Below are 18601 nucleotides of genomic sequence, written 5' to 3'. Positions count from 1 at the left end.
GACCGAACGCACGGGCCCCGGGCCCGGTGGCGGCGCCGGGCAGGACTACGCTCCATCCGGTCCCGCGCAAGATCGACAACGTGGACGGACATTCAGGAGCCCAGGTGAGTACGCAGGCAGCGAAAGACGCGCCGCGCCGGAACGGCGCGGTCGGGGACGAGCGGGCCGCGGCCCTGCGCTCCGCGGCGACCGCCGCGCAGGCGGTGATCGCCGTGTACACAGTCGCCCAGCTCGCAGTAGGGCTGGCCGGAGGGACACGGGCAGAGTTCTTCGCGGCGTACGTGCTGGTCAGCATGGTGCTGCTGGTGGGCAGCGTCGTGTTCTTCCTGCGCTGGTTGCGCCGGTGCCGCCGCAATGCGCAGCTCTTCGACCCGGTCGGGCACCGGTTCGGGCCCGGGCTCGCGGTCGGCGGCTGGTTCATTCCGCTGGCGAACTTCTGGATCCCGTACCGCGTCACGCTCGACATCTGGCGGGCCAGCGGACCGCGCGGCGGCGAGTGGGTGGTCAACGCCTGGTGGGTGGCGTGGCTGGCGAAGACGCTCGGCACGGCCGCCCTGATGCGGACGCAGGCCCATCCGAACGGCTACTCCGCCTTCGACCAGGCCAGCGGCGTGGTGGCCGGCGTCCTAGCCGTCCTGGTGATCCGCCGGCTGACTGCCCGCCAGCAGGAGAAGCTCTCCATCTGAGAGGGCATGCTCTCAACCGACGCTGCTGTACACCTTCATCCACCCTTCTCCTGAACGGTCGCCACGGGTGAAGACAGCCACGCCGGTGTGGCCTGCTGACGGGTCGTCGGGGGAGGGCGGCGGGTAGGGCAGGTCGGCGGGGCCGCCGGTGGTGGTGTGGCAGGTGCGGGTGGTGCCGTTCCAGGTGATGGCGGTGGCGCCGCGCGGTGTGTAGACGGTGGCGTGATTGAGGTGGAGGGTGAGGACGGTTCCGGTGGCGCGGGTGGTGAGGAGGGTGCGGTAGTCGGCGGGTGCGAGGCGGCAGTGGGTGGGCGGGGTGGTCCCGGGCCAGTCGGGGGCGTCGATGCCGCGGGCGCGGGCGGCTTTCCACATGGCGGGGACGAGGGCGTGGGTGTGGGCGGGAGTGGCCATCTGCTCGCACATCCACAGCAGGCGGCCGGCGCCGCGGGTGGGGGCGAGGGCGCGCCAGCGGATGCGCTGGGCAAGGTCGGCGGCGACGGTGGCGATCCAGGGGTGGACGGTAGCGAGGGGTCCTTGGGCGCCGAGCCAGGCGAGGTAGCGCTGGGCGTCGTCGAGGACGGGGGCCATGGAGTCGGCGGGGATGCCGCGGATGTAGGCGGGGCGGCCGCGGAAGGCGCGCGGTGCGTGGGCGACGAGGAGCAGGACGGCGCGGGCGAGGTCGCCTGCGGCGGGCTGCCACTCGTCCTCCTCGTCGTCTTGGTCCGCGTCGGGTTGGCTGAGGGTGCGCAGGACGTTGTAGAGCTCGGCTTTGGCGCGGTCGGTGAAGGGGGCCTGTTCGAGGGTGGGCAGGTGGGTGGCGAGGGTGGTGATGAGCAGGTCTTCCGCGGTGTCGGGGTCGTCGGGGACGGGGAGGTGGGCGGTGGCGTCGGCGAGGGTGGAGGCGAGGTCGGCGTCGACCATGAATCGGCTGGTGAGACGGCCGAGTTCGGTGGCTTCGATGCGGTCGTCGCCGCCGTCGGGGTCGGGGGTGCGGGTGAGGTAGGCGCTTTCGGTGAGGAAGTCGGCGGCGTCGTGGAGCGGGTCGAAGGGGTGGTGGCCCTGGTGGAAGGCGAAGGTGCCCTCCCACCAGTTCTCGGCGTCGGCGAGGGTGTGGATGCGTAGTTGGACGGCTTCGGCGAGCAGGTGGTCGGGGAGGCGGTCGCGAATGCGGGAGGTGACGGTGTATCCGGCGGCGAGGCGGGCCTGCCAGTGGTGGCGCTCGCTCGGGGCGGTGAGCAGGTAGGCGTGGCCTTCGCGTTCGCCCGCGCCGATGCGGCCGGCGCGGCCGAACATCTGCTGGACCATGGACACTTCGATGCGGCTCATGCCGATCTGGGTGTCGCGGACGATGACGGCGCGGGCGGGCAGGTTGACGCCGGCGGCGACGGTGGAGGTGGCGACGAGGACGTCGGCCTGGCGGGTGCGGAAGGCCTGTTCGGCGTCGCGTTTGTGGGGCCAGTCGCGGTAGTGCAGGCGCACTCCGGCCTTGGTGCACAGCCGCTCGACGAGGTCGCTGTCGTCCGCGTCGGCGCCGGTGGTGTCGATGCCGCGGTCGTGGGCGAGGGCGAGGGCGGTGGTGCGCACGGAGCGTTTGCTGCCGCAGAACACCAGGACGCTGCCGCCGTCTTGGGTGTGGTGGCGGGTGAGGTCGACGGTGCGGCGGGTGCGGGCGTTGTTGCGGCTCGCCCAGTCGGCGGCGTCCGCCTCCGGGGGCATGGTCGGCAGTTGCCAGGTCAGGCGGGTCGGGCGCCAGGGCGAGCGGATGAGGCGGGCGCCGAGCCAGTGGGCGAGTTGGTCGGCGTTGGCGACGGTGGCGGACAGGCCGACGATCCGCACCCGGGCGGCGTCCTCGCGGACCCGGGCGAGGAGCGCTTCGAGGACGGGGCCGCGGGTGGGGTCGCCGAGCAGGTGGATCTCATCCACGACCAGGCAGCCGACCTCGGCGAGAGCGGTGCGCAGGGATCCGGCGCGGCAGATCGCCTCGAACTTCTCGGTGGTGGCGACCCACAGGTCCGCCTCGCGGATCAGGTCGGCATCGACGGCGGCCTCGCCCGTCAGGCGCACCACGCGCAGCCCGGCGCTGCGCCAGGTGGCGAGGTCGCGGTCGAGTTCGTCGGTCAGCGAGCGCTGCGGCACGAGCCAGGCGGCTTTGCGGCCGCGGTGGTGGGCGGTGAGGGCGGCGACCATGCCGATCGCGGTCTTGCCCGCGCCGGTGGGGGCGACGACCATGACGTGTTCGTCGCCTTCGGTGACGGCGGGGACGGTGGCGGCCTGGACCGGGTTGAAGGACGGGTGCGGCAGCAGCGCCTTCCATTCCTCGGGGACGAGGTCCTCGACGGGTGTGAACGCCTCGAGGTCGCCGGCGGGGAGTTCGTCCAGGGCGTCCCACTGGGCGGCGTACGCGTCCCGGGCCGCGTACGCGGCGGGGCCCGCGGCCGGTGTCGCTGCGCCGCCGGTCCAGGCCGCCAGTTCCACCCGGGCGCCCAGGTCGGACAGGGTGGTGACCACCTCGTCCTCCACCCAGTGCGCGGCGGTGCGCACCTGGGCGCCGAGGCCGGTGAGGGTCTCGCGCAGGGTGTCGAACCGCTCCCCCGCCGGGACGATGGCCCGCACGTCGTCGGCGGCGCGCAGTGCCGCCTCGGGCACGCTCCAGGCGGGGTCGGTGACTTTGCCCCACCACAGGGCCCGCGTCTCCTTCTGGACGGGCAGGGGCAGGTCCTCGGGCCATGCCGGGCTCGCCGAGGCTGTCTGCGCGGGTTGGGGTTCGCGGGAGGGGTGGGGCAGGCGGATCTCGGTGACGGTCACTCCGGGCCCGTCCGGGCAGGGGCCGGTGTCGAGGCCAGTCACCAGCCGTGCCGCGGCGCGGACCGTCATTGTGGGAGCTGCCTTCGCCCGCCGGGAGCCAAGGCTGGAGGGCGCCGCCGCGGGCGTGGCTGGGGTGGTGGGGCGCAGGAGTTTGTCGTAGGTCTTCACGCCGAGGTCGGCGAGGGTGAACGCCGCCGGGCAGGCGGGGCAGACCACGGCGACATAGCGGTACTGGCGTCCGCCGGACTCGTAGGGGCGGCGCAGCGAGTGCAGTACACCGGCGCACGTGGGGCACGGACGGGGCAGTTGTTCCTGCCAGGTCCAGCCCGGTTCGGTGAAGCGCTGCTGCAGCCCCGCGGCGGGCAGGTCGCTCCCCCACCTGTCATAAATGAGCTGTTGGACCGTCAAATCGCTTGCCTCGGTGTCTGTTTCGTGCACGGTGCTCACTGTGCCACCGGTGATGGGGACTGTGGAGGGCTTTGCCGGGACGGGGCGGCGGGGGCCGTGGGCGGGCATGCGGGGTCTGCGTCCACCAGGTGTGCTGCGGGGCTGGGTGGGCGGCTGGCGGGGTCGGTCGTCGTCGGGTGGGGCCCGGGTGGTGGGTCGGTGGGCAGGCGGGTGCGGATGTGGGCGTGGTGGAGGAAGGGGTCGAAGGGTTCCCACTCGGTGATGGCGGTGTCGGCGGCGATGCTGTGGTCGTGGATCGGGCAGCGTTGTCGGCGCCAGCGCAGTTGGACGGCGTAGGGCAGGTCGCTGAGGTAGTAGACGGCCATGTCGGCGGGCAGCAGGTGCGCGGCAAGGTGCTTGGGCGAGGTGGTGGCGGGGTCGACGGGCATGAGGGTCCAGCGGCCTTCGTCCGGGTCGGTGGCGGGGTGGCGGCAGCGGTCGCGGGTGCGGGTCTGGGCGACGCAGCGGATGGCGGGCAGCGGCCTGGGGGCGAGGTAGTGGGTGTGGAGCATGTGGACGATCGGGCGCTGCGGCGCTGCGGGTTCGGCCTCGGTGGGGCCGGTGGCGGTCGGGGTGGCGGGGTGTGGGGGTTCGGGGGCGAAGCCGAGGTCGGTGAGGCGGCGGGTGCGTACGGCTAGGGCGCGGCGCAGCGTGTTCAGGGCGGGGGTGGTGGGGCCGGTGTGGGGTGCGGTGGCGGGGCACAGGGCAGTGTGGGCGATGCGGCACCAGGAGGAGCCTCCGCCTCCGGGGTGGGCGAGGCCGGAGGCGAGGTGCCAGCGCTGGGGTGGGGGGATGTCGCTGGCGGGGAGTTCGGCGGGGTGGAGGGGGACGGGGCTGCCGTCGGCGCGGTAGCACCATTCGACATGGTTGCCGCACCACCGGCAGGCGGAGGCGGCGGCGGCGCGCAGCAGACGGGTGGGGCTGGCGGGATCGATGCGCAGGGTCCGGGTGGTGGCGGGGCCTTTGCGGGTGCCGTCCCAGTTGAAGCCGGGGGCGCAGGAGGTGGGGGCCATGGCGGGGACCGTCGCACCGTGCGGAGGTGAGTGGCGGGGTGGCGGCGCGGCCGTGTCACCCGCGAGGAGGGGACAGGTCGCCGTCCAGCGCGCACGGGGTGCGCGTGTTCGAGTCCGGTTGCCCGTTCGGGTGGTTGTCGCGGCGGGCGAAGGCGGGACGGGTGTCAGGCACCCGAGGGGGTGTGGTCGTCGCAGAGGCGGGCGGTGAGGTCGCCCAGCGGGAGGTCGAAGGCGTGGGCGATGGCGTGCCAGGTGGCGAGGGTGCCGATGGTGCGGCCCTGCTCGATTTCGATGAGGGTGCGGCGGGACAGGCCGCTGTGCTCGGCGAGTTGGTCGTAAGTCCAGCCGCGTCCGGCTCGCAGGCGCGCGAGTTCGAGGCGCAGCGCGGCGAGGTTGGGGTCGGGCGGCGGGGTGATCACTGTGCTATCGCACGGTGCAGACCCCTGCCCTGTCAGTGCAGACCTCTGCCCTATTTCTCCCCCTTTCGCCACCGCCCCGGCAGGGCGGGGCTCTGCACTAGGGTGTCCGCCGCTCCGTCCCGGGCTCCCCCGCCGCCCAGGACGCTCGCGGGTGGCAGCGGGGCGGGCGAAAAAGGGGCGGGGCGGCAGGATGTGGGAGGGTGGCGCGGAGGCGGACGGTGTGTGGTCGGCGGCCGTCGATGCGCAGCGTCGGGGCGTGGCGTGCCGCCGTCCGGGCTGCGGATACACGAGGGATCGACTGGCGACGCCGGCAGCCGTGCGCGAGGCGGCCGTCGCGCACCTCGCCGAGCACGTACTGCGTGAACGCCTTCCCGCGCACCTGCGGACCTGCGGCTGCCGGACGGCCGGCTGCGCATGGCATCCGGGGCGCCGCGGCTGCGGCGGGCAGATCGCCCTGGTCCTCTTCTGCGGCCTGAGCCGGCGCTCCTGGTACCTGGCCGATGCGTGCGAGACGTGCGCGGACGCCATCCCGCAGGCCGCCCGCATCCCGCAGGCCCCCGATCTGGGCGCCTCCCCCGCATTGGCTGCCGGACCGGTGCGAAGACGGCGCCGCGGCGGTGAAGCCTTTACCGTGGCCGGGCAGCGCCTGGCCGTCCGGGCCGCACTGGCTCGCGTCACCGTCCTGCCGCCGGTGGGCGCGGAAGCCCGCCTGCTGGCGGTGGTGTGCGCGCTGCGCGCCCGCCGCAGCGGACTCTCCCCCCTCCCCCACGGCCTGGTCCGCTCCTTGCGCCTGGCCCGGCCTGCCCTCGCACTGGCCGAACTACAGGATGCCGGGTGGCTGCACTACCTGAGCCGACCCCGCGGTGGGCCGGCCGTCTTCATCCCCGACCTCGCCGCCCACCGCTGCGGCCGCGCCGGCCGCTGGGCGCTGCAGCTTCTGTCCGATCCCCGCATGGCTTGCCTGGCTCCGACCGACCGACTGGCGGCCCTCGCGGTTCTCGCCTGGGCCGAGCAGCCCGGCGAGCCTTTCCTCGTCGAGGCCGAAGCCGCCGCGCGCGCCGCAGGACTGTCCCTGCGTGGATTCGGCGCGGCCGTCGCCCGTGCCCGCTCCGCCGGGGCCCTCAGCACTTGCGAGGCGCTGCCGAGCGGGCTGCTCACCTGCTGGCCAGCCCGCCGGTAGAAGCCGGCCGACAGCCAGTACTGGTCATACCCGGCAGCATGCAGGGATCCCTCACTCACCGCTCCTGCGCGGAGGGCACCGCTGCGGGCCCTCCAAGGACCTCACTCCTTCCGATACGTCAAGGTCCTTTTCTCCAGGTCGAGTTCGACCGCCCCACCGTTGTTCTCGCGCAGCTGGTGCCACACGTGGTAGCCGACCATGATGGCTTCCTCCCAGTCCGCCGCCCGCATCACACTGACTTCCAGGTGCGCCGTCATGTGTTCGATCGTGGTGAGGAGTTCGTGGTCGACGCTGCGTACCTCCTCGAAGTAGCCGTGCCTGGCGGCATAGGAGAAGACGAGGGCGGAGATGCCTTCCTCGATGGCGATGGCGCGGCCGCCGTCCTCCGCCTCGTCGACGCCGGGGCGGCTGCGCCGCTTGCACCCGAGAAGGAAGCGCGAGACCGGCGACCATCCGAGGACCGCGGCATGGGCGAGATGGAAGGCGTCGTGGAAGCGGTAGTCGTCCTCGATGTGGGAGGCGCTGGTGAGCGGGTCCCCCGCCCTGCTGCCGTCCTCCCGGGTGAGGACCACGACGGTACGGCCCTTGTCGTCCTCGGTGGGGGTGAAGGTGACCGTGGTACGAAGCGGCAGTTGCTCATGGTCCGGGTATTCGGCGTCGAAGGCTGTGCGGTCGGCTACAGGGGTCACGCGCCAACGGTCCTTGATCTTCTCCAGGCTCGCGGCAGCGATGTCCTCGAGGTCGAGGTCGAGGCAGTGGGCGAGAGCCGCGATGTACCAGAGGACATCGCCGAGCTCCTCGCGCAACTGCTGCTTACCGTGGCCGATGCCAGCCCCGTCGCGGATACGCTTCTTGTACGCCGTGGCGACCGAGCCGACTTCGCCGATCAGGCCGAGGAGCGGGACCAGTACGGGGTCGTGGCCGTCCGCCGGGGGCCTGAGGGTTTTGATCGCGGCCTGCTGGTACCGGGCGAGGTGCAAGGGGGACCTCCCATAGGCGACTGGCCGACAACCTTGTTGGATTTGCCGACACAGTCGTATGCTAAGCCCGGGTCATCCCGGTTGTCCGAGAGTTGCGAGCAAAGGCAGGCGCCGATCGTGCCGCACGGGAGTGTCAGCGACATCGTCGAAGTCGTGATCGATTTTCTGGCGGAGTACCAGGACCGCCAACATGAAGAGATCTACCAGGAGTTGACCGCGAGAGGGGCCGATCTCCCGGTGGACTCCGTCCTGGTGGTGGAGATCCTGACGCGGGTCGAGGAACGCTACGGTGTGTCGATCCCCGCCGATGCGGAAGCCGGCCGGTCCCTGCGATCGGTGCTCGCGTTCGCAGAGACCGTGTACAACGCCATACAGGAGGAGCAGTCATGACCGCGAGGCCCTCACCCACCGAGGACGACGCCGAGCGCGCCCGGATCGGGCAGCGGTTGAAGGACGTCCGGGAGTACCTCGGCCTCTCGCAGCAGCAGGTGGCCGAACGCACCGGCATCCTCCGGTCCGCGATCAGCGACATCGAGCGCGGCACCCGCCGGGTCGACGGCCTGGAGCTGAAGAAGCTGGCCAAGCTGTTCCGTCTGTCGGTGTCCTACCTCCTCGACGAGGACAACAACGCCGATGCCGGCGAACACGCCCTCGCGGGACTGCCCCACACCCACGAGCCTCTCACCGAGGACGACCGCATCGAGGTTGCCCGGTTCATCCACTATCTCAAGGCCCGACGTGCCGCCGAAACCGACAGCACAGGAAGGCCAGAAGGAGAAGCAGGCAACGCGTGAGCTGGGACCAGGCCCACGGCATCGCGATGATCGCCGCCAAACACGCCCACGAAGACCTCAAGGTCCAACGCAACCGCTACGTCGATGTCTTCTCCTCGTCCAAGGACTTCGGCGTCGAAGTCCTTGTGCGGCCCACAGGGCCTCTTCTCGGCCTCTACGTAGCGGCCGACGACGGCGGACCCGCCTGCATGCTCAACGCCGGGCTCGACGAAGTCGAGGCCCGGCACACACTGGCCCACGAACTGGGCCACCACGTCCTCGGGCACGGGACCACCCTCGACCACGAAGTCCCCTCTCCACAAGCATGGGGAGAGGGCTGGCCGGAGCACGAGAAAGCCGCAGAGGTCTTCGCCTCCTGGTTCTTGATGCCGCTGCCCGCCGTCCGCGCGGCACTGGACCTCAGCGGCATCCGCACCCCCACCGCCCCCGAACACGCCTACCGGATCGCCCGATGGCTGGGCACGCCCTACGCAACAACCGTCCGCCACCTCATCCGGCTAAAGTTCATCACCCGCAAAACAGCCGGCCAGTGGCTCAAGACGACACCAGCCGCCATCAAGCACCACCTGTCCCACGGCCTTCCCCCCGGCCCTGGCACCCACATCCACCTCCTGGCCCCGCACGCACACCAAGCCCATCTCCACGCAGCCGCAGGCGACATGCTCCTTCTCGGATTCCCCGCGACCTGGAACCGCATCCCGCCCGGGTTCACCACAGAGGACCCCCACAACGACGCAGCCCTGCCCTGGGAGGGAGGCCCCCTGGCCGGACGGGCCCTGTGGCTGTCCCCCAACCTCCCACCCACCACCACTTTGACCGCCACCGCGCACCCCACCTGCGAAGAACTGAGCATCACCGTGCACCCCACCCCTCCGCGGTCGGGGTGCGACTACTACTGGGACCAAGGCTGACCGACCCGCCGGACGACAGGAGTTTTGCCGTGCAGCACTTCATGGTCGACGCACCCGACATCTCCACCGCCTGGCTGCGCGCAGCCTCACGGCTGGCCGACCTCCCCGACAAGCGGGCCTACCACACCGTCGTACGCATCACCGACCCGCGAAGCGAGGACCCGCGGGTACGCAGCGAACTCGAACGACTGCGCGCCGCACGCAAGGGCAGCCCCCTCTACCCGCTGGAGACGGTGGTCAACACCCTCTTCCCGACCGCACTCGCAGCCGTCAGCAAAGACCACGACGACCTGGTACGGCGCTACCGCGCGCTGTACAGCCGCCTGCGCAAAGCCGCCCGCCGCAACATCCACGGCACCTACTTCGGACGGCTCGTGTGCTACCCCGGCAAGGACTCCACCGGCACCCCCGTGGACCAACTCGGCCTCCTCATCGACCGGCTGCGCCGCTACAGCGGATCCGCTCAGTGGAACGGCCTGTACGAGGCCGGCACCGCGCACATCGACGACGCCTCCCACAGCCCGGCAGCCGACGACGCCCACCTCGCCGACCTCCCCATCAGAGTTGCCGGCAGCGATACGCAGACCCTGGACTTCCCCTGCCTGAGCCACGTGTCGTTCCAGCTCGAAAGCCGCACCCGCACCGTCCACACCCTGGCCTACTACCGCAGCCACTACATGTTCGACCGCGCATACGGCAACTACCTCGCGCTGGGCCGCCTGAACGCGTGGGTGGCCCAGCAGGCCGGGCTGACTCCCGGATCGCTGACGGTCGTCGCAGGCGTCGCCCGTCTGGACTGCCCCGCCGACCAGGTCTCCCTCCTCCAACACGCAGCCCAGAAAGACGCCATGTTCGACCTCGCGAACTGAACACACGGGGGCCGCCGAACCGATCCGGTCCGGCGGCCCCGCCCGGCTCTGCCTGCATTCAGGCGTAGACGAGCTCCGCAGCACTCGAGCGCGCTCCTTCTTCACCGTTCAGCCCCCACTTCGGGGGGAACCACGTCTTCAACGGCGCCGGGTCCACCCGGTACGACTGCTTGATCCGGCTGCGCCCGCTGATACCCGCAACGTCCGGATGCACGACACGCGCGTACTTGTCCACCTCGCAGAAGAGGTTCTGACAGTCGATCAGCTGGAGCCGGCGCGAACCGCCCAGCCTGACCGGCTGCAGCTCGAGCCGCTCGAAATGGTGCTCCTGCGAATCCGCCATGTACCGGATGACCTCTTCCTCGATCCCGTGAGCAGCAGGACCGAAGCACTTGCGGATTCCGTCCCGGGCGCCGGGCCCGGGCACCACGAAGTCCATCTCATCGAACCCCATGCTCTCCGCATAGTTGAGGTCGATGACGTACTGGTATGCCAGAAACGGCCCGATTGCCGGGTACCCGAGCAGGACCTCATACGCCTCCCTCAGCGTCGAAGCCTCCGCCACCTCCTTGGGCGCCCCCGTCTCCATCATCATCTCCAGAAGTCGGAGATGATTGGCATGCTTGCGCTCCTCGCCGAGTGCCGGAGGCGGGGTGATGTAGGCCGCCGAGTACAGGCGGCCCCCGGTCGAAAACTCCTTCGACAGCACCCGGTCGTATACCTGGAAATCATAGCCGCTCCAGGAGGGCACTTCTCCGAGGGAACTCTCCAGCAACTCCCAGGTGGAAATCTTGTTGAACAGCTTGAAGAGCATGGAGCGGAAGAACACCTCGTCCCACCGCTGCTCACCCCGGTAGCTGACCTCCCTGATCAGGTACTGGCTCACCCGGTCCGCAGCACGGAAGCAGTTGGTGAAACGGTACTGGGAGAGGACTGCATCCTCGGTCCACGGCTGCGGCGCGCCCGCCACCCTGGCCTCGTACACCGCCTGGCGGCGCTCCGCGAACCTCCAGTAGGTGTCGAACACCTCGGTAGGGCGGAGCTTCCTGCCCGCGACGACCAACACATCGCCTCCGGATTCCGGAACCAAGCGCGGAGAACTGGCCATAGCTGGGGTCACTCCTTGACACGTAATCAATCATAAATCAAAATCCCGGACAGCCAGGAATCAGCGGGAGGCGGCCCGCACGCACATCGAATCCACGAATTCCCGGCAAGGACCCTCCTCCCCCGGTGCGAGTCGGCGACAGATTTTCGCAGCCCACCGAAAGCACCGCCAATTCCTCCTGGGAGGATATCACGGCACGCCCTGGCGATAAAGGATGTCCACTCGTAAAAAATTTACCCACACGCCCCTGGGCCGCCCCGGGCGCTCAGCCACCATCCTTCACACCTAAAGGAATCCAATTCGGGAAATATCATCGACCTCCGAGAACAGGCTGCCGGGCTCCGAGTTTCTCGCGCCCCACGCGCGGCCCTCCCCTTCCGCCTCCAGGAACTTCCCTGTGATCCGTCCGGGATGAGTCCGGGCGCCTCCAGATGCCCTGCCCTGGAACTGTCGGCCCGACCTCCAGGAGACCTCCCAGCCACCGCCTGCCCCAGGGCGCCGTCCCGCCCCGATGCAGCGCGCGACGCTGCGCGGTTAGGACCATCGCATGGCAGCACTAGGGGCCGGCACTCGCTCGATGGGGTGGCGTTTGCCGCCATCCGTGGAGACAGGGCTCTTCTCCCGGCAGGCTGTAGGCACACGGCCCGAACTCCACCCGCCTCCCCGGCCCCGCCGCACCGCATCCCTGCAGAAGCGGACTTCACAACGCGGAGGCTTCGCGGGGCGCCCCGGGTCTCACTCGCTTCGATAGGAAGGTGTGCCGTCTGTGGTCTGGCCCGAGCTGCGCAGCTGTCAGCGGGAAGCATTCGACCAGTACATGGCAGACCGCAAGTCCAAACGCGAGTGGCTGGCCATGCTGACACCGGGAGCAGGGAAAACCATCTTCGCGCTGCACTGCGCAGCGAAGCTCAAGGAGATGGGGGTGGTGTACCGCATCGCGGTCTACGTCCCCAGTGACTCGCTGCGCCAGCAGTGGGCCGAGGTCGCCGCGGTGTTCGGACTGCATTTGGTGCCCGTGGCCGACGACTCGGACTACAACGACTCCGACTTCGACGGCTTCGTGGCCACCTACGCCCAGATGAAGGGCGCCGGGGCGGAGCACGCGCGGCGGGCCGTCAGCAGCACTCCGACCATCGCGGTCCTGGACGAAGTGCACCACCTGGGCGACAGCCGTTCCTGGGGCTCAGGGACACAGAAAGCGCTGGCGGATGCCCGGCACATCCTCATGCTGACCGGCACGCCGTGGCGATCGGACGAGTGCTCCATCCCCTGGTGCACCTACGAGCCGGACCCCTGCGACCCCTCCGCCCAGCGGGTGGCGGTGGACTTCGCCTACGAGTACGGCGAGGCGGTCGCGGACGGGGTCTGCCGGGCGGTGGAGTTCCACTCCTACGACGCGCAGTTGCGCTACCTGGAGGTGGGGAGCGAGACCACCAAGTCACTGAAGGACCATGGCAAGGGGGCCAAGCTCGGCAAGATGTTCGACCATGTCTTCGATACGGAGCAGCCGTGGACCCGGGGTCTTTTGGCCCGTGCACACGAGCTGTTGACGGAGCGGCGTATCGATGTGCCCGACGCCGGCGGCCTGGTGGTGACGGACACCGAGGACAAGGCTCGGGAGATCGCGCGGATCCTGGCCGATCTGAGCGGGCAGATGCCAACTGTCGTGGTGAGTACGGATGATGAGGCTGTCGGCAAGATCGATGCGTTTCGCGTGGACGGGTCCCGGGAGTGGATCGTTGCGATCCGCATGGTTTCGGAGGGGGTGGACATCCCCCGCTTGATGGTGGGCTGCTACCTGTCACGTTGGAAGACCCCGCTGTTCTTCCGGCAGTTCATGGGCCGCTTCGTGCGCGACCGCGCGGTGTGCCCCGCTGACGGGCTCGATGCGCACATCATCATTCCGGCTGTGCGCGTTTTCATGGACCATGCGGCGCGGGTCGAACTCGAGCTGCGGGATCTGACCCGACTGGATCCGGAGGATGCGGCCGATGGCGGCGAGGAGCGCCTGGCCGGGCCGCTGGTTCCCCCGCAGCCCGCCCCGATCGACGACCTCCCCTGGGAGGGCACCGAGGGGCGCGAGGATCCGTTGGCGTGCGCGGAAAAGCTGGCTGCGGATGCGCGGGAGAGCGGGCAGATGGCGCTGTCGTTCGAACCTGCCGTCGAGGTCGATGTCCCCGAGTTCTACCAGTCCGAGCGGCGCGGTGTGCCGATGCCGTCGCCGCTGTTCCTGCACGGCGAGCAGATGTGCCGCGGCAAGGGCATCCCGATCACCTATGCCCGCCAGGTCGCCGAACTGCACGCCTCGACCGCTCCCCCGCCGCCTCCGGCAGTACATGAGCAGCAGCCTCCCCGGTTCAGAAAGAAGCGGCTCCTTGGAAAACGTGTCGACACCCTGGTGGGAAGGCTAGCGATGATGCAGGCGCGTGCAGCGGGAGACCTCACCAAGGAGCGAATCGGGCAGAACAAGCGGGCGCTCAATACCCGGCTGCTCAGCCAGTTCGGCGTCAAGCGGGAGGAGTGCAGCATGGCGGTGCTGGCCCTCATGGAGGCCAAGCTGGAGGAAGCCATCGCGGCAGAGTCCGAGCGTTTCGAGCTGGCCGGGCAGGGATACCGTGGCTGACGAGCGCAGGGAGCGCGGGCAGACGGTGGCTTCACTCGGATCGTCTCTGCGGTCGGGCCGCAACTCCCTGGGGACGGTTCCCAAACTCCTCGAGGACCTACTGGTGACCGGCGGGTGGAAGGACTTCGTCACCCAGCTAGGGGACCATGTCACCTACACCGACACCGAGTTCGAGACATTCGTACAAACCCTCCCCTTGAAGGGGTTAGGTGCGACCTTAGACCTCGTCGAACTGATCATCGGAGACCGTACGGACCTCCTGGTGGAGTTTCACCGTCTCACTCCCCGTCTTCGAACAGGCCGACCGGGAAAAGTCCCTGACATTGTCAGGGACTTCCCTGATGCAGGGCCGGACGGCGGCGATCAGGCGATCGTAGCGGCTCCGGCTCCCCGCAGGCCTGCGGCGCACGGCAACTCCCGGGAAGGCGCGATCCGCCGGCTCGAACGCGAGCGCCCCGATCTGCTGGCCCAGGTCAAAGCTGGCGAACTGACCCCTCACCGGGCGAGTGTCCTGGCTGGATGGCGCAAGGAGATGCTGACCATCCCCCGCTCCAATCCAGAGGAGATCGCGCAGGCTCTGGTGAAGAAACTGGACGCAGCGGACGCAGCCGAGGTCAAAGCCGCGCTCGAACGACTGCTGTCGCCCGGCTCCAACGGTTCAGACCCTGCCGCACAGAAAACCGCGGCAGGGTGATCACATATCCCCAGGCCGCCATATCGAAGACAGCATCCGGCGGGCTGCGCCCGAGACGCAGCGGCTGGGCTCCCGCACCCGCGGCAGTCCACAAGGGGAGGCGACGCGCTCACGAACCGTAGCCTCTACGCTGCTGCACGCGAGAGTGTCCTGGGGCCTGGGGAGAAACATCGATGGCGTTTGTCCAGCATCTGTCGGTTCGTGTGCCGTGGCACGATTCGGGCTGGAGTGGCCGGGTCTGCGACGATCCGCTGGGCAACACCTCCTGCGTGATGCTGGAGAACATCGGCACCAAGCGCAAGGGACAGCAGGAGGCCGCCCAGGCGGGAGCCGACTGGGACACCGTGCAAGGCGCCCTTCCCCCGTGCGTCACCGAGCGGGGCGCGTTCATGAGCAGCCGGGACTACTGGTTCGAGCGGACCCATCCCTACAGCGGGTTCCCGGTGCTGCGGGGCCTGGGCACATCGCGGGTGCACGTTCCGGCGTACTCCGTCCACGGTATTCCGTACTTCTGGCTGCACCGGGACAACGTCGCGGCGGTCCTGCAGGAGCGGCCGCTGGACGGGTTCCGGATGGAGGACGAGGAACGGGCCCTGGCCATGCTGGGCGGTGCCAAGCTGCCGTGGGTCCTGCACGGTGACAACCAGCAGGCGGTGATCGAGGAGTTCTTCCGGCTGGTGCAGCCCGATCGGTCGCTGGTGTTCCTGTATCTCAAGCATTCGCCGTTCGAGCAGCAGCCGCGGCGCATGCTGGTGGGTGCCGCGGTGGTCACCGGCCGGACTGCGCCTGGGCGCTGGCCCGGCTCCGATGAGAAGGTCTTTCCCAACCACCAGTGGGAGACCGTCCTGCGGCACAGCCTTCGCCCGGAAGGCATCGGGGGCATCCTGCTGCCCGTCCAGGCGCTGGCCCGGCTCGCCGCCGGCGGCACCGATGTCAGTACGGCCCTGGCGGCGGCTCCCGAGGTCGGCCGGAACTTCTCTTACAGCACCGAGCACGTCTCTGCCGACGCCGCGGTCGCGGCCCTGCTGGAACTGCGCCGTGCGGCGCGGGCTGCCATCGACCTCAAGGACCCGTCCGTCTCCCTCCCCCGCGCCTCGCTGGAGTGGCTGGACGAGCAGCTGCGCCTGGCGTGGAGGCGCCGCGGCGTGGCCCCGGGCCTGCCGGCCGTCTTGGACCGGCTCAATGTCTCCCACCCCACGTTCGCCGCCCATGCGATCACCTCGGCCCTGGGTGAGGGCGTCGATCCGTGGCCGACGCTCGAACAGTTGCTGGAGCGCCGCGGCGGCGAGAAAAGCCTCGCCGGGCTGGTGACGTCGACACCGGTGGCGATGTGGGCTGCCAAGTCGTCCCAGGAGCGGCAGGCCCTTCGGCTGCTGAGCCGCTTTGATGTGAGCCCCGAAGCGGCCGAGCGCGTCATGACCGGGCAGACGTCCATCGACATCCCTGTCGATGCGCTGCTGGCCAACCCGTACGACCTGGTGACGTGCACCGTCGACGACGGCGAACCGATCGCCTTTGAGACCGTGGACCGCGGGTGCTTCCCCGATCGGCAGGTCACGGAGCGGCACCCGCTTCCGGTGACCTCGCCTTTCGAGGACGCCAACGACCCGCGCCGTATCGACGCCGCGATGACTACCGTCTTGGCCCGTGCCCAGGACGAGGGGCACACCGTCTTGCCGCTCGAGCAGATGCAAGAGCGCCTGGAGTCGTTGATGCCCCGCCTGGCGGTGGCCTTCGACACCGCCGCGGACACGTTGGGGGCGCTGGGCATGCTCCCCCGGGACCTGGAGCAGCCGGACAGTGACACCTCCCGGTGGCTGCAGTTGCGGCGCGTCGAGCTGGCCGACGGCAGTGCGGCGTACAAGCTCGACAGCGCCGCCGCCCGCCGGGATTTCATCCGCGCCCACCTCAACGCCATCCGTAGCGGCCCGGTGCACGCCGCGCCTGCCGACCTCGAGTCGTCCCTCGACCAGGTCCTGGCTGCCGCGGCCCCCTCTGCCGGAGCCGATGCTGCGTTGGAGGAGCGGGGCCGCCAGGAGAAGCACGCAGTGTTCCGCGTGATGTACACCAGTAGGCTGACGGTGCTCAACGGTCGGGCCGGGACCGGCAAGACCACGCTGATTCGGGCGCTTACCAGCCGCCGTGAGATTCGCGAAGGCGGGCTCCTGCTGCTCGCCCCGACAGGCAAAGCCCGTGTCCAGCTGCACAGCAAGACCGGCGAGGACGCCCAGACGCTTGCGCAGTTCCTCACCCCCAGCCGCCGTTTCGACACCCATGGCCGCTACCTGACGATTCCCGACGGGCCCCGTAAGCGCTACGGCACCGTCGTCGTGGACGAGGCGTCCATGCTGACCGAGGACATGCTCGCCGCGCTCCTGGACGCAGTCGACATCACCGACCGGCTCATCCTGGTCGGCGACCCCCGCCAACTGCCTCCCATCGGCGCCGGCAGGCCCTTCGTCGACATCGAACGCTTCCTGCGCCCCGACCGGCCGTCCTGGCCCCGCACCGCCGCCCACTGGGCCGAACTGACGGTGCTGCACCGCCAGCGCGGCAACGACCGCGACGACCTGGCGCTGGCCCACTGGTACAGCGGCGACCAACGCACCGAGGACGACCACACCATCTGGGAGCACCTGCGCTCCGGCCGACCGATGGCCTCGGTGCGAGCGGTGCCATGGGCCGGACGCTCCGCCTCCCAAGTTCTGGAGGACGTGCTGGGTGAGGAGTTCGGGGTGAGCGATGCGCTCACGTTCGCGCAGTCCTACGGCGCGTCCACCCGAACGGGCAAGGACGGCCGCGTGTGGCCCGAATTCGCGTCGGCGCCGACCGGCTGCGACATCTGGCAGGTCCTGTCCCCGGTGCGCGGCCGCCCTCACGGCACCGTAGGCCTCAACCGGCACCTCAAAGACCTCTACCGCCAGCACGACCTCGTCCTGGCAACCACCCGGTACAACCGGTGGGTGCCCAAGCCGCTCGGCCCCGAGCAGATCGTCTACGGCGACAAGGTCGTCAACACCACCAACCGCACGCTCGATGCCTACAACGGCGCTTCCCCGCCGCCGAAGAGCCGCAGCCGTTACGTCGCCAACGGAGAACTCGGCATCGTCACAGGCCAGTTGAAGTCGAAATCGATGAAGAAACCTCCGTGGGAGACCCAGGTCGAGTTCTCTTCCCAGCTCGGCTGGAGGTTCAGCTACCGAGGATCGGAGGACGGCCCGGGGCTGGAGCTGGCGTGGGCGATGACCGTCCACAAGAGCCAGGGCAGCGAATTCGCGACCGTCATCCTCATGCTGTCTGCCGGGCTACAGGGCATCTCCCGTGAGCTGCTGTACACCGCCCTCACCCGCCAGAGCGAGCGTGTGGTCATCTGCCACGAGGGGCCGTTGGACGCGCTCCTCGAACTCGGCGCACCCACCGCGTCCGACACCGCCCGCCGACTCACCGACCTCATCACCCCTCCCCGGCCGACAGTGGTGAAGGACCGCCAAGGCTCAGCGCTCGGCCTCTACGATGCGAACCTGATCCACCTCACCCATTTCGGGCTTGCGGTGCAGAGCAAGAACGAGGTCATCATCGCCAACCTCCTCGACCGCCATGCGCGCGGCCGCTGGGAGTACGAGAAGCCGCTGTTCGCCGCCGACGGCAGTTGGCGCCTGCCCGACTTCACGATCTTCACCGACGATTCCGCGCGTCCCATCTACTGGGAACACCTGGGCATGCTCAACGACCCTGCCTACGCGGCGAAGTGGCGCAGCAAGGAGCAGTGGTACGCCCGCCTGGGCATCCTGCCCGCACCTGCGGGCGGTCCTGGGGGGATCCTGCTGGTCACCGACGACCTGAACGGTGTCAACGAGCCCGAGTGGGAAGCAAGGTTCAAGGCGGTCTACCGGCCCCAGGCTGCCATCAGGCCGCGCGCTGTCACCCGCAGGACAGCCCCTGGACGCTGAGTCCAATCCGCAAGGCGACGGCTCCTCCCTTCCACCGTGCCACGTGGCAGCGGACATGGAGTGGCGCCCGTCGCCGCGCAGCGGGGCCGCTCCTGCTCTGAACGCGGCGGGCGGCACAGTGA

At 69.9% G+C, this 18601-nt stretch carries 14 protein-coding genes; 9 read left to right on the top strand and 5 right to left on the bottom strand.

All coding sequences use genetic code 11. The features are described from left to right. Positions 1–104 precede the first annotated feature (104 nt). Positions 105–686, top strand: coding sequence for a DUF4328 domain-containing protein (locus tag OO57_RS23915; protein WP_051778166.1), 582 nt, complete (start codon positions 105–107; stop codon positions 684–686). Positions 687–698: 12 nt separating this feature from the next. On the opposite strand, the gene OO57_RS23910 is transcribed toward OO57_RS23915, so the two are convergent. The 3 genes from OO57_RS23910 to OO57_RS44865 all read right to left on the bottom strand — a co-directional run bounded on the left by OO57_RS23910 (position 699) and on the right by OO57_RS44865 (position 5370). Beyond that, positions 699–3929 (bottom strand): DEAD/DEAH box helicase, encoded by a 3231-nt coding sequence (locus tag OO57_RS23910; RefSeq protein WP_234337476.1) that lies wholly within the window; start codon positions 3927–3929, stop codon positions 699–701. Between the two features lie 5 nt (positions 3930–3934). Further along, positions 3935–4951, bottom strand: a complete 1017-nt coding sequence (locus OO57_RS23905; protein WP_063737630.1) for a DUF6083 domain-containing protein — start codon at positions 4949–4951, stop codon at positions 3935–3937. Positions 4952–5115: 164 nt separating this feature from the next. Beyond that, entirely contained in the window at positions 5116–5370 is a 255-nt protein-coding gene (locus tag OO57_RS44865) for a helix-turn-helix transcriptional regulator (RefSeq protein ID WP_033254677.1), read from the bottom strand. A 316-nt stretch (positions 5371–5686) separates the two neighbouring features. Here OO57_RS44865 and OO57_RS44860 point away from each other — a divergent pair, with 316 nt between their 5' ends. Then, on the top strand, positions 5687–6550 hold the full coding sequence (locus OO57_RS44860; protein ID WP_051778165.1) for a hypothetical protein: 864 nt from the start codon (positions 5687–5689) through the stop codon (positions 6548–6550). A gap of 101 nt (positions 6551–6651) precedes the next feature. Here OO57_RS44860 and OO57_RS23890 read toward each other — a convergent pair whose 3' ends face one another. Beyond that, complete coding sequence (locus tag OO57_RS23890) at positions 6652–7530, bottom strand: nucleoside triphosphate pyrophosphohydrolase family protein (protein WP_033254676.1); 879 nt, start codon at positions 7528–7530, stop codon at positions 6652–6654. 153 nt (positions 7531–7683) lie between these two features. Between OO57_RS23890 and OO57_RS23885 the strand changes: the two genes are divergently transcribed. The 4 genes from OO57_RS23885 to OO57_RS23870 are packed head-to-tail and all read left to right on the top strand — an operon-like array spanning position 7684 to position 10104. Beyond that, entirely contained in the window at positions 7684–7920 is a 237-nt protein-coding gene (locus tag OO57_RS23885) for a phosphopantetheine-binding protein (RefSeq protein ID WP_234337475.1), read from the top strand. Further along, entirely contained in the window at positions 7917–8324 is a 408-nt protein-coding gene (locus tag OO57_RS23880; RefSeq protein ID WP_051778164.1) for a helix-turn-helix domain-containing protein, read from the top strand. The genes OO57_RS23885 and OO57_RS23880 overlap by 4 nt, the downstream gene beginning before the upstream one ends. Beyond that, positions 8321–9235: an ImmA/IrrE family metallo-endopeptidase gene (locus OO57_RS23875; protein WP_051778163.1), complete on the top strand. Its 915-nt coding sequence runs from the start codon at positions 8321–8323 to the stop codon at positions 9233–9235. Before OO57_RS23880 ends, OO57_RS23875 begins: the two co-directional genes overlap by 4 nt. A gap of 29 nt (positions 9236–9264) precedes the next feature. Then, positions 9265–10104: a hypothetical protein gene (locus tag OO57_RS23870; protein ID WP_234337474.1), complete on the top strand. Its 840-nt coding sequence runs from the start codon at positions 9265–9267 to the stop codon at positions 10102–10104. Between the two features lie 58 nt (positions 10105–10162). Here OO57_RS23870 and OO57_RS23865 read toward each other — a convergent pair whose 3' ends face one another. Then, a complete protein-coding gene (locus OO57_RS23865) occupies positions 10163–11131 on the bottom strand; it encodes a nucleotide kinase domain-containing protein (RefSeq protein WP_234337473.1) in 969 nt (322 codons plus the stop codon). Between the two features lie 847 nt (positions 11132–11978). Here OO57_RS23865 and OO57_RS39745 point away from each other — a divergent pair. The 3 genes from OO57_RS39745 to OO57_RS23850 all read left to right on the top strand — a co-directional run bounded on the left by OO57_RS39745 (position 11979) and on the right by OO57_RS23850 (position 18479). Continuing rightward, positions 11979–13835 carry a DEAD/DEAH box helicase gene (locus tag OO57_RS39745; protein ID WP_051778161.1) on the top strand — a complete coding sequence of 619 codons (1857 nt, stop codon included), beginning with the start codon at positions 11979–11981 and terminating at the stop codon, positions 13833–13835. Then, positions 13828–14529: a hypothetical protein gene (locus OO57_RS44045; protein WP_158715198.1), complete on the top strand. Its 702-nt coding sequence runs from the start codon at positions 13828–13830 to the stop codon at positions 14527–14529. Before OO57_RS39745 ends, OO57_RS44045 begins: the two co-directional genes overlap by 8 nt. A 173-nt stretch (positions 14530–14702) precedes the next feature. Then, positions 14703–18479, top strand: a complete 3777-nt coding sequence (locus OO57_RS23850; RefSeq protein WP_033254674.1) for an AAA family ATPase — start codon at positions 14703–14705, stop codon at positions 18477–18479. The last annotated feature ends 122 nt before the right edge of the window (positions 18480–18601 follow it).

The organism is Kitasatospora phosalacinea (genome assembly GCF_000717185.1).
GTDB classification, from domain to species: Bacteria; Actinomycetota; Actinomycetes; order Streptomycetales; family Streptomycetaceae; genus Kitasatospora; species Kitasatospora phosalacinea_A.
This window is presented reverse-complemented; position numbering and strand designations above follow the sequence as displayed.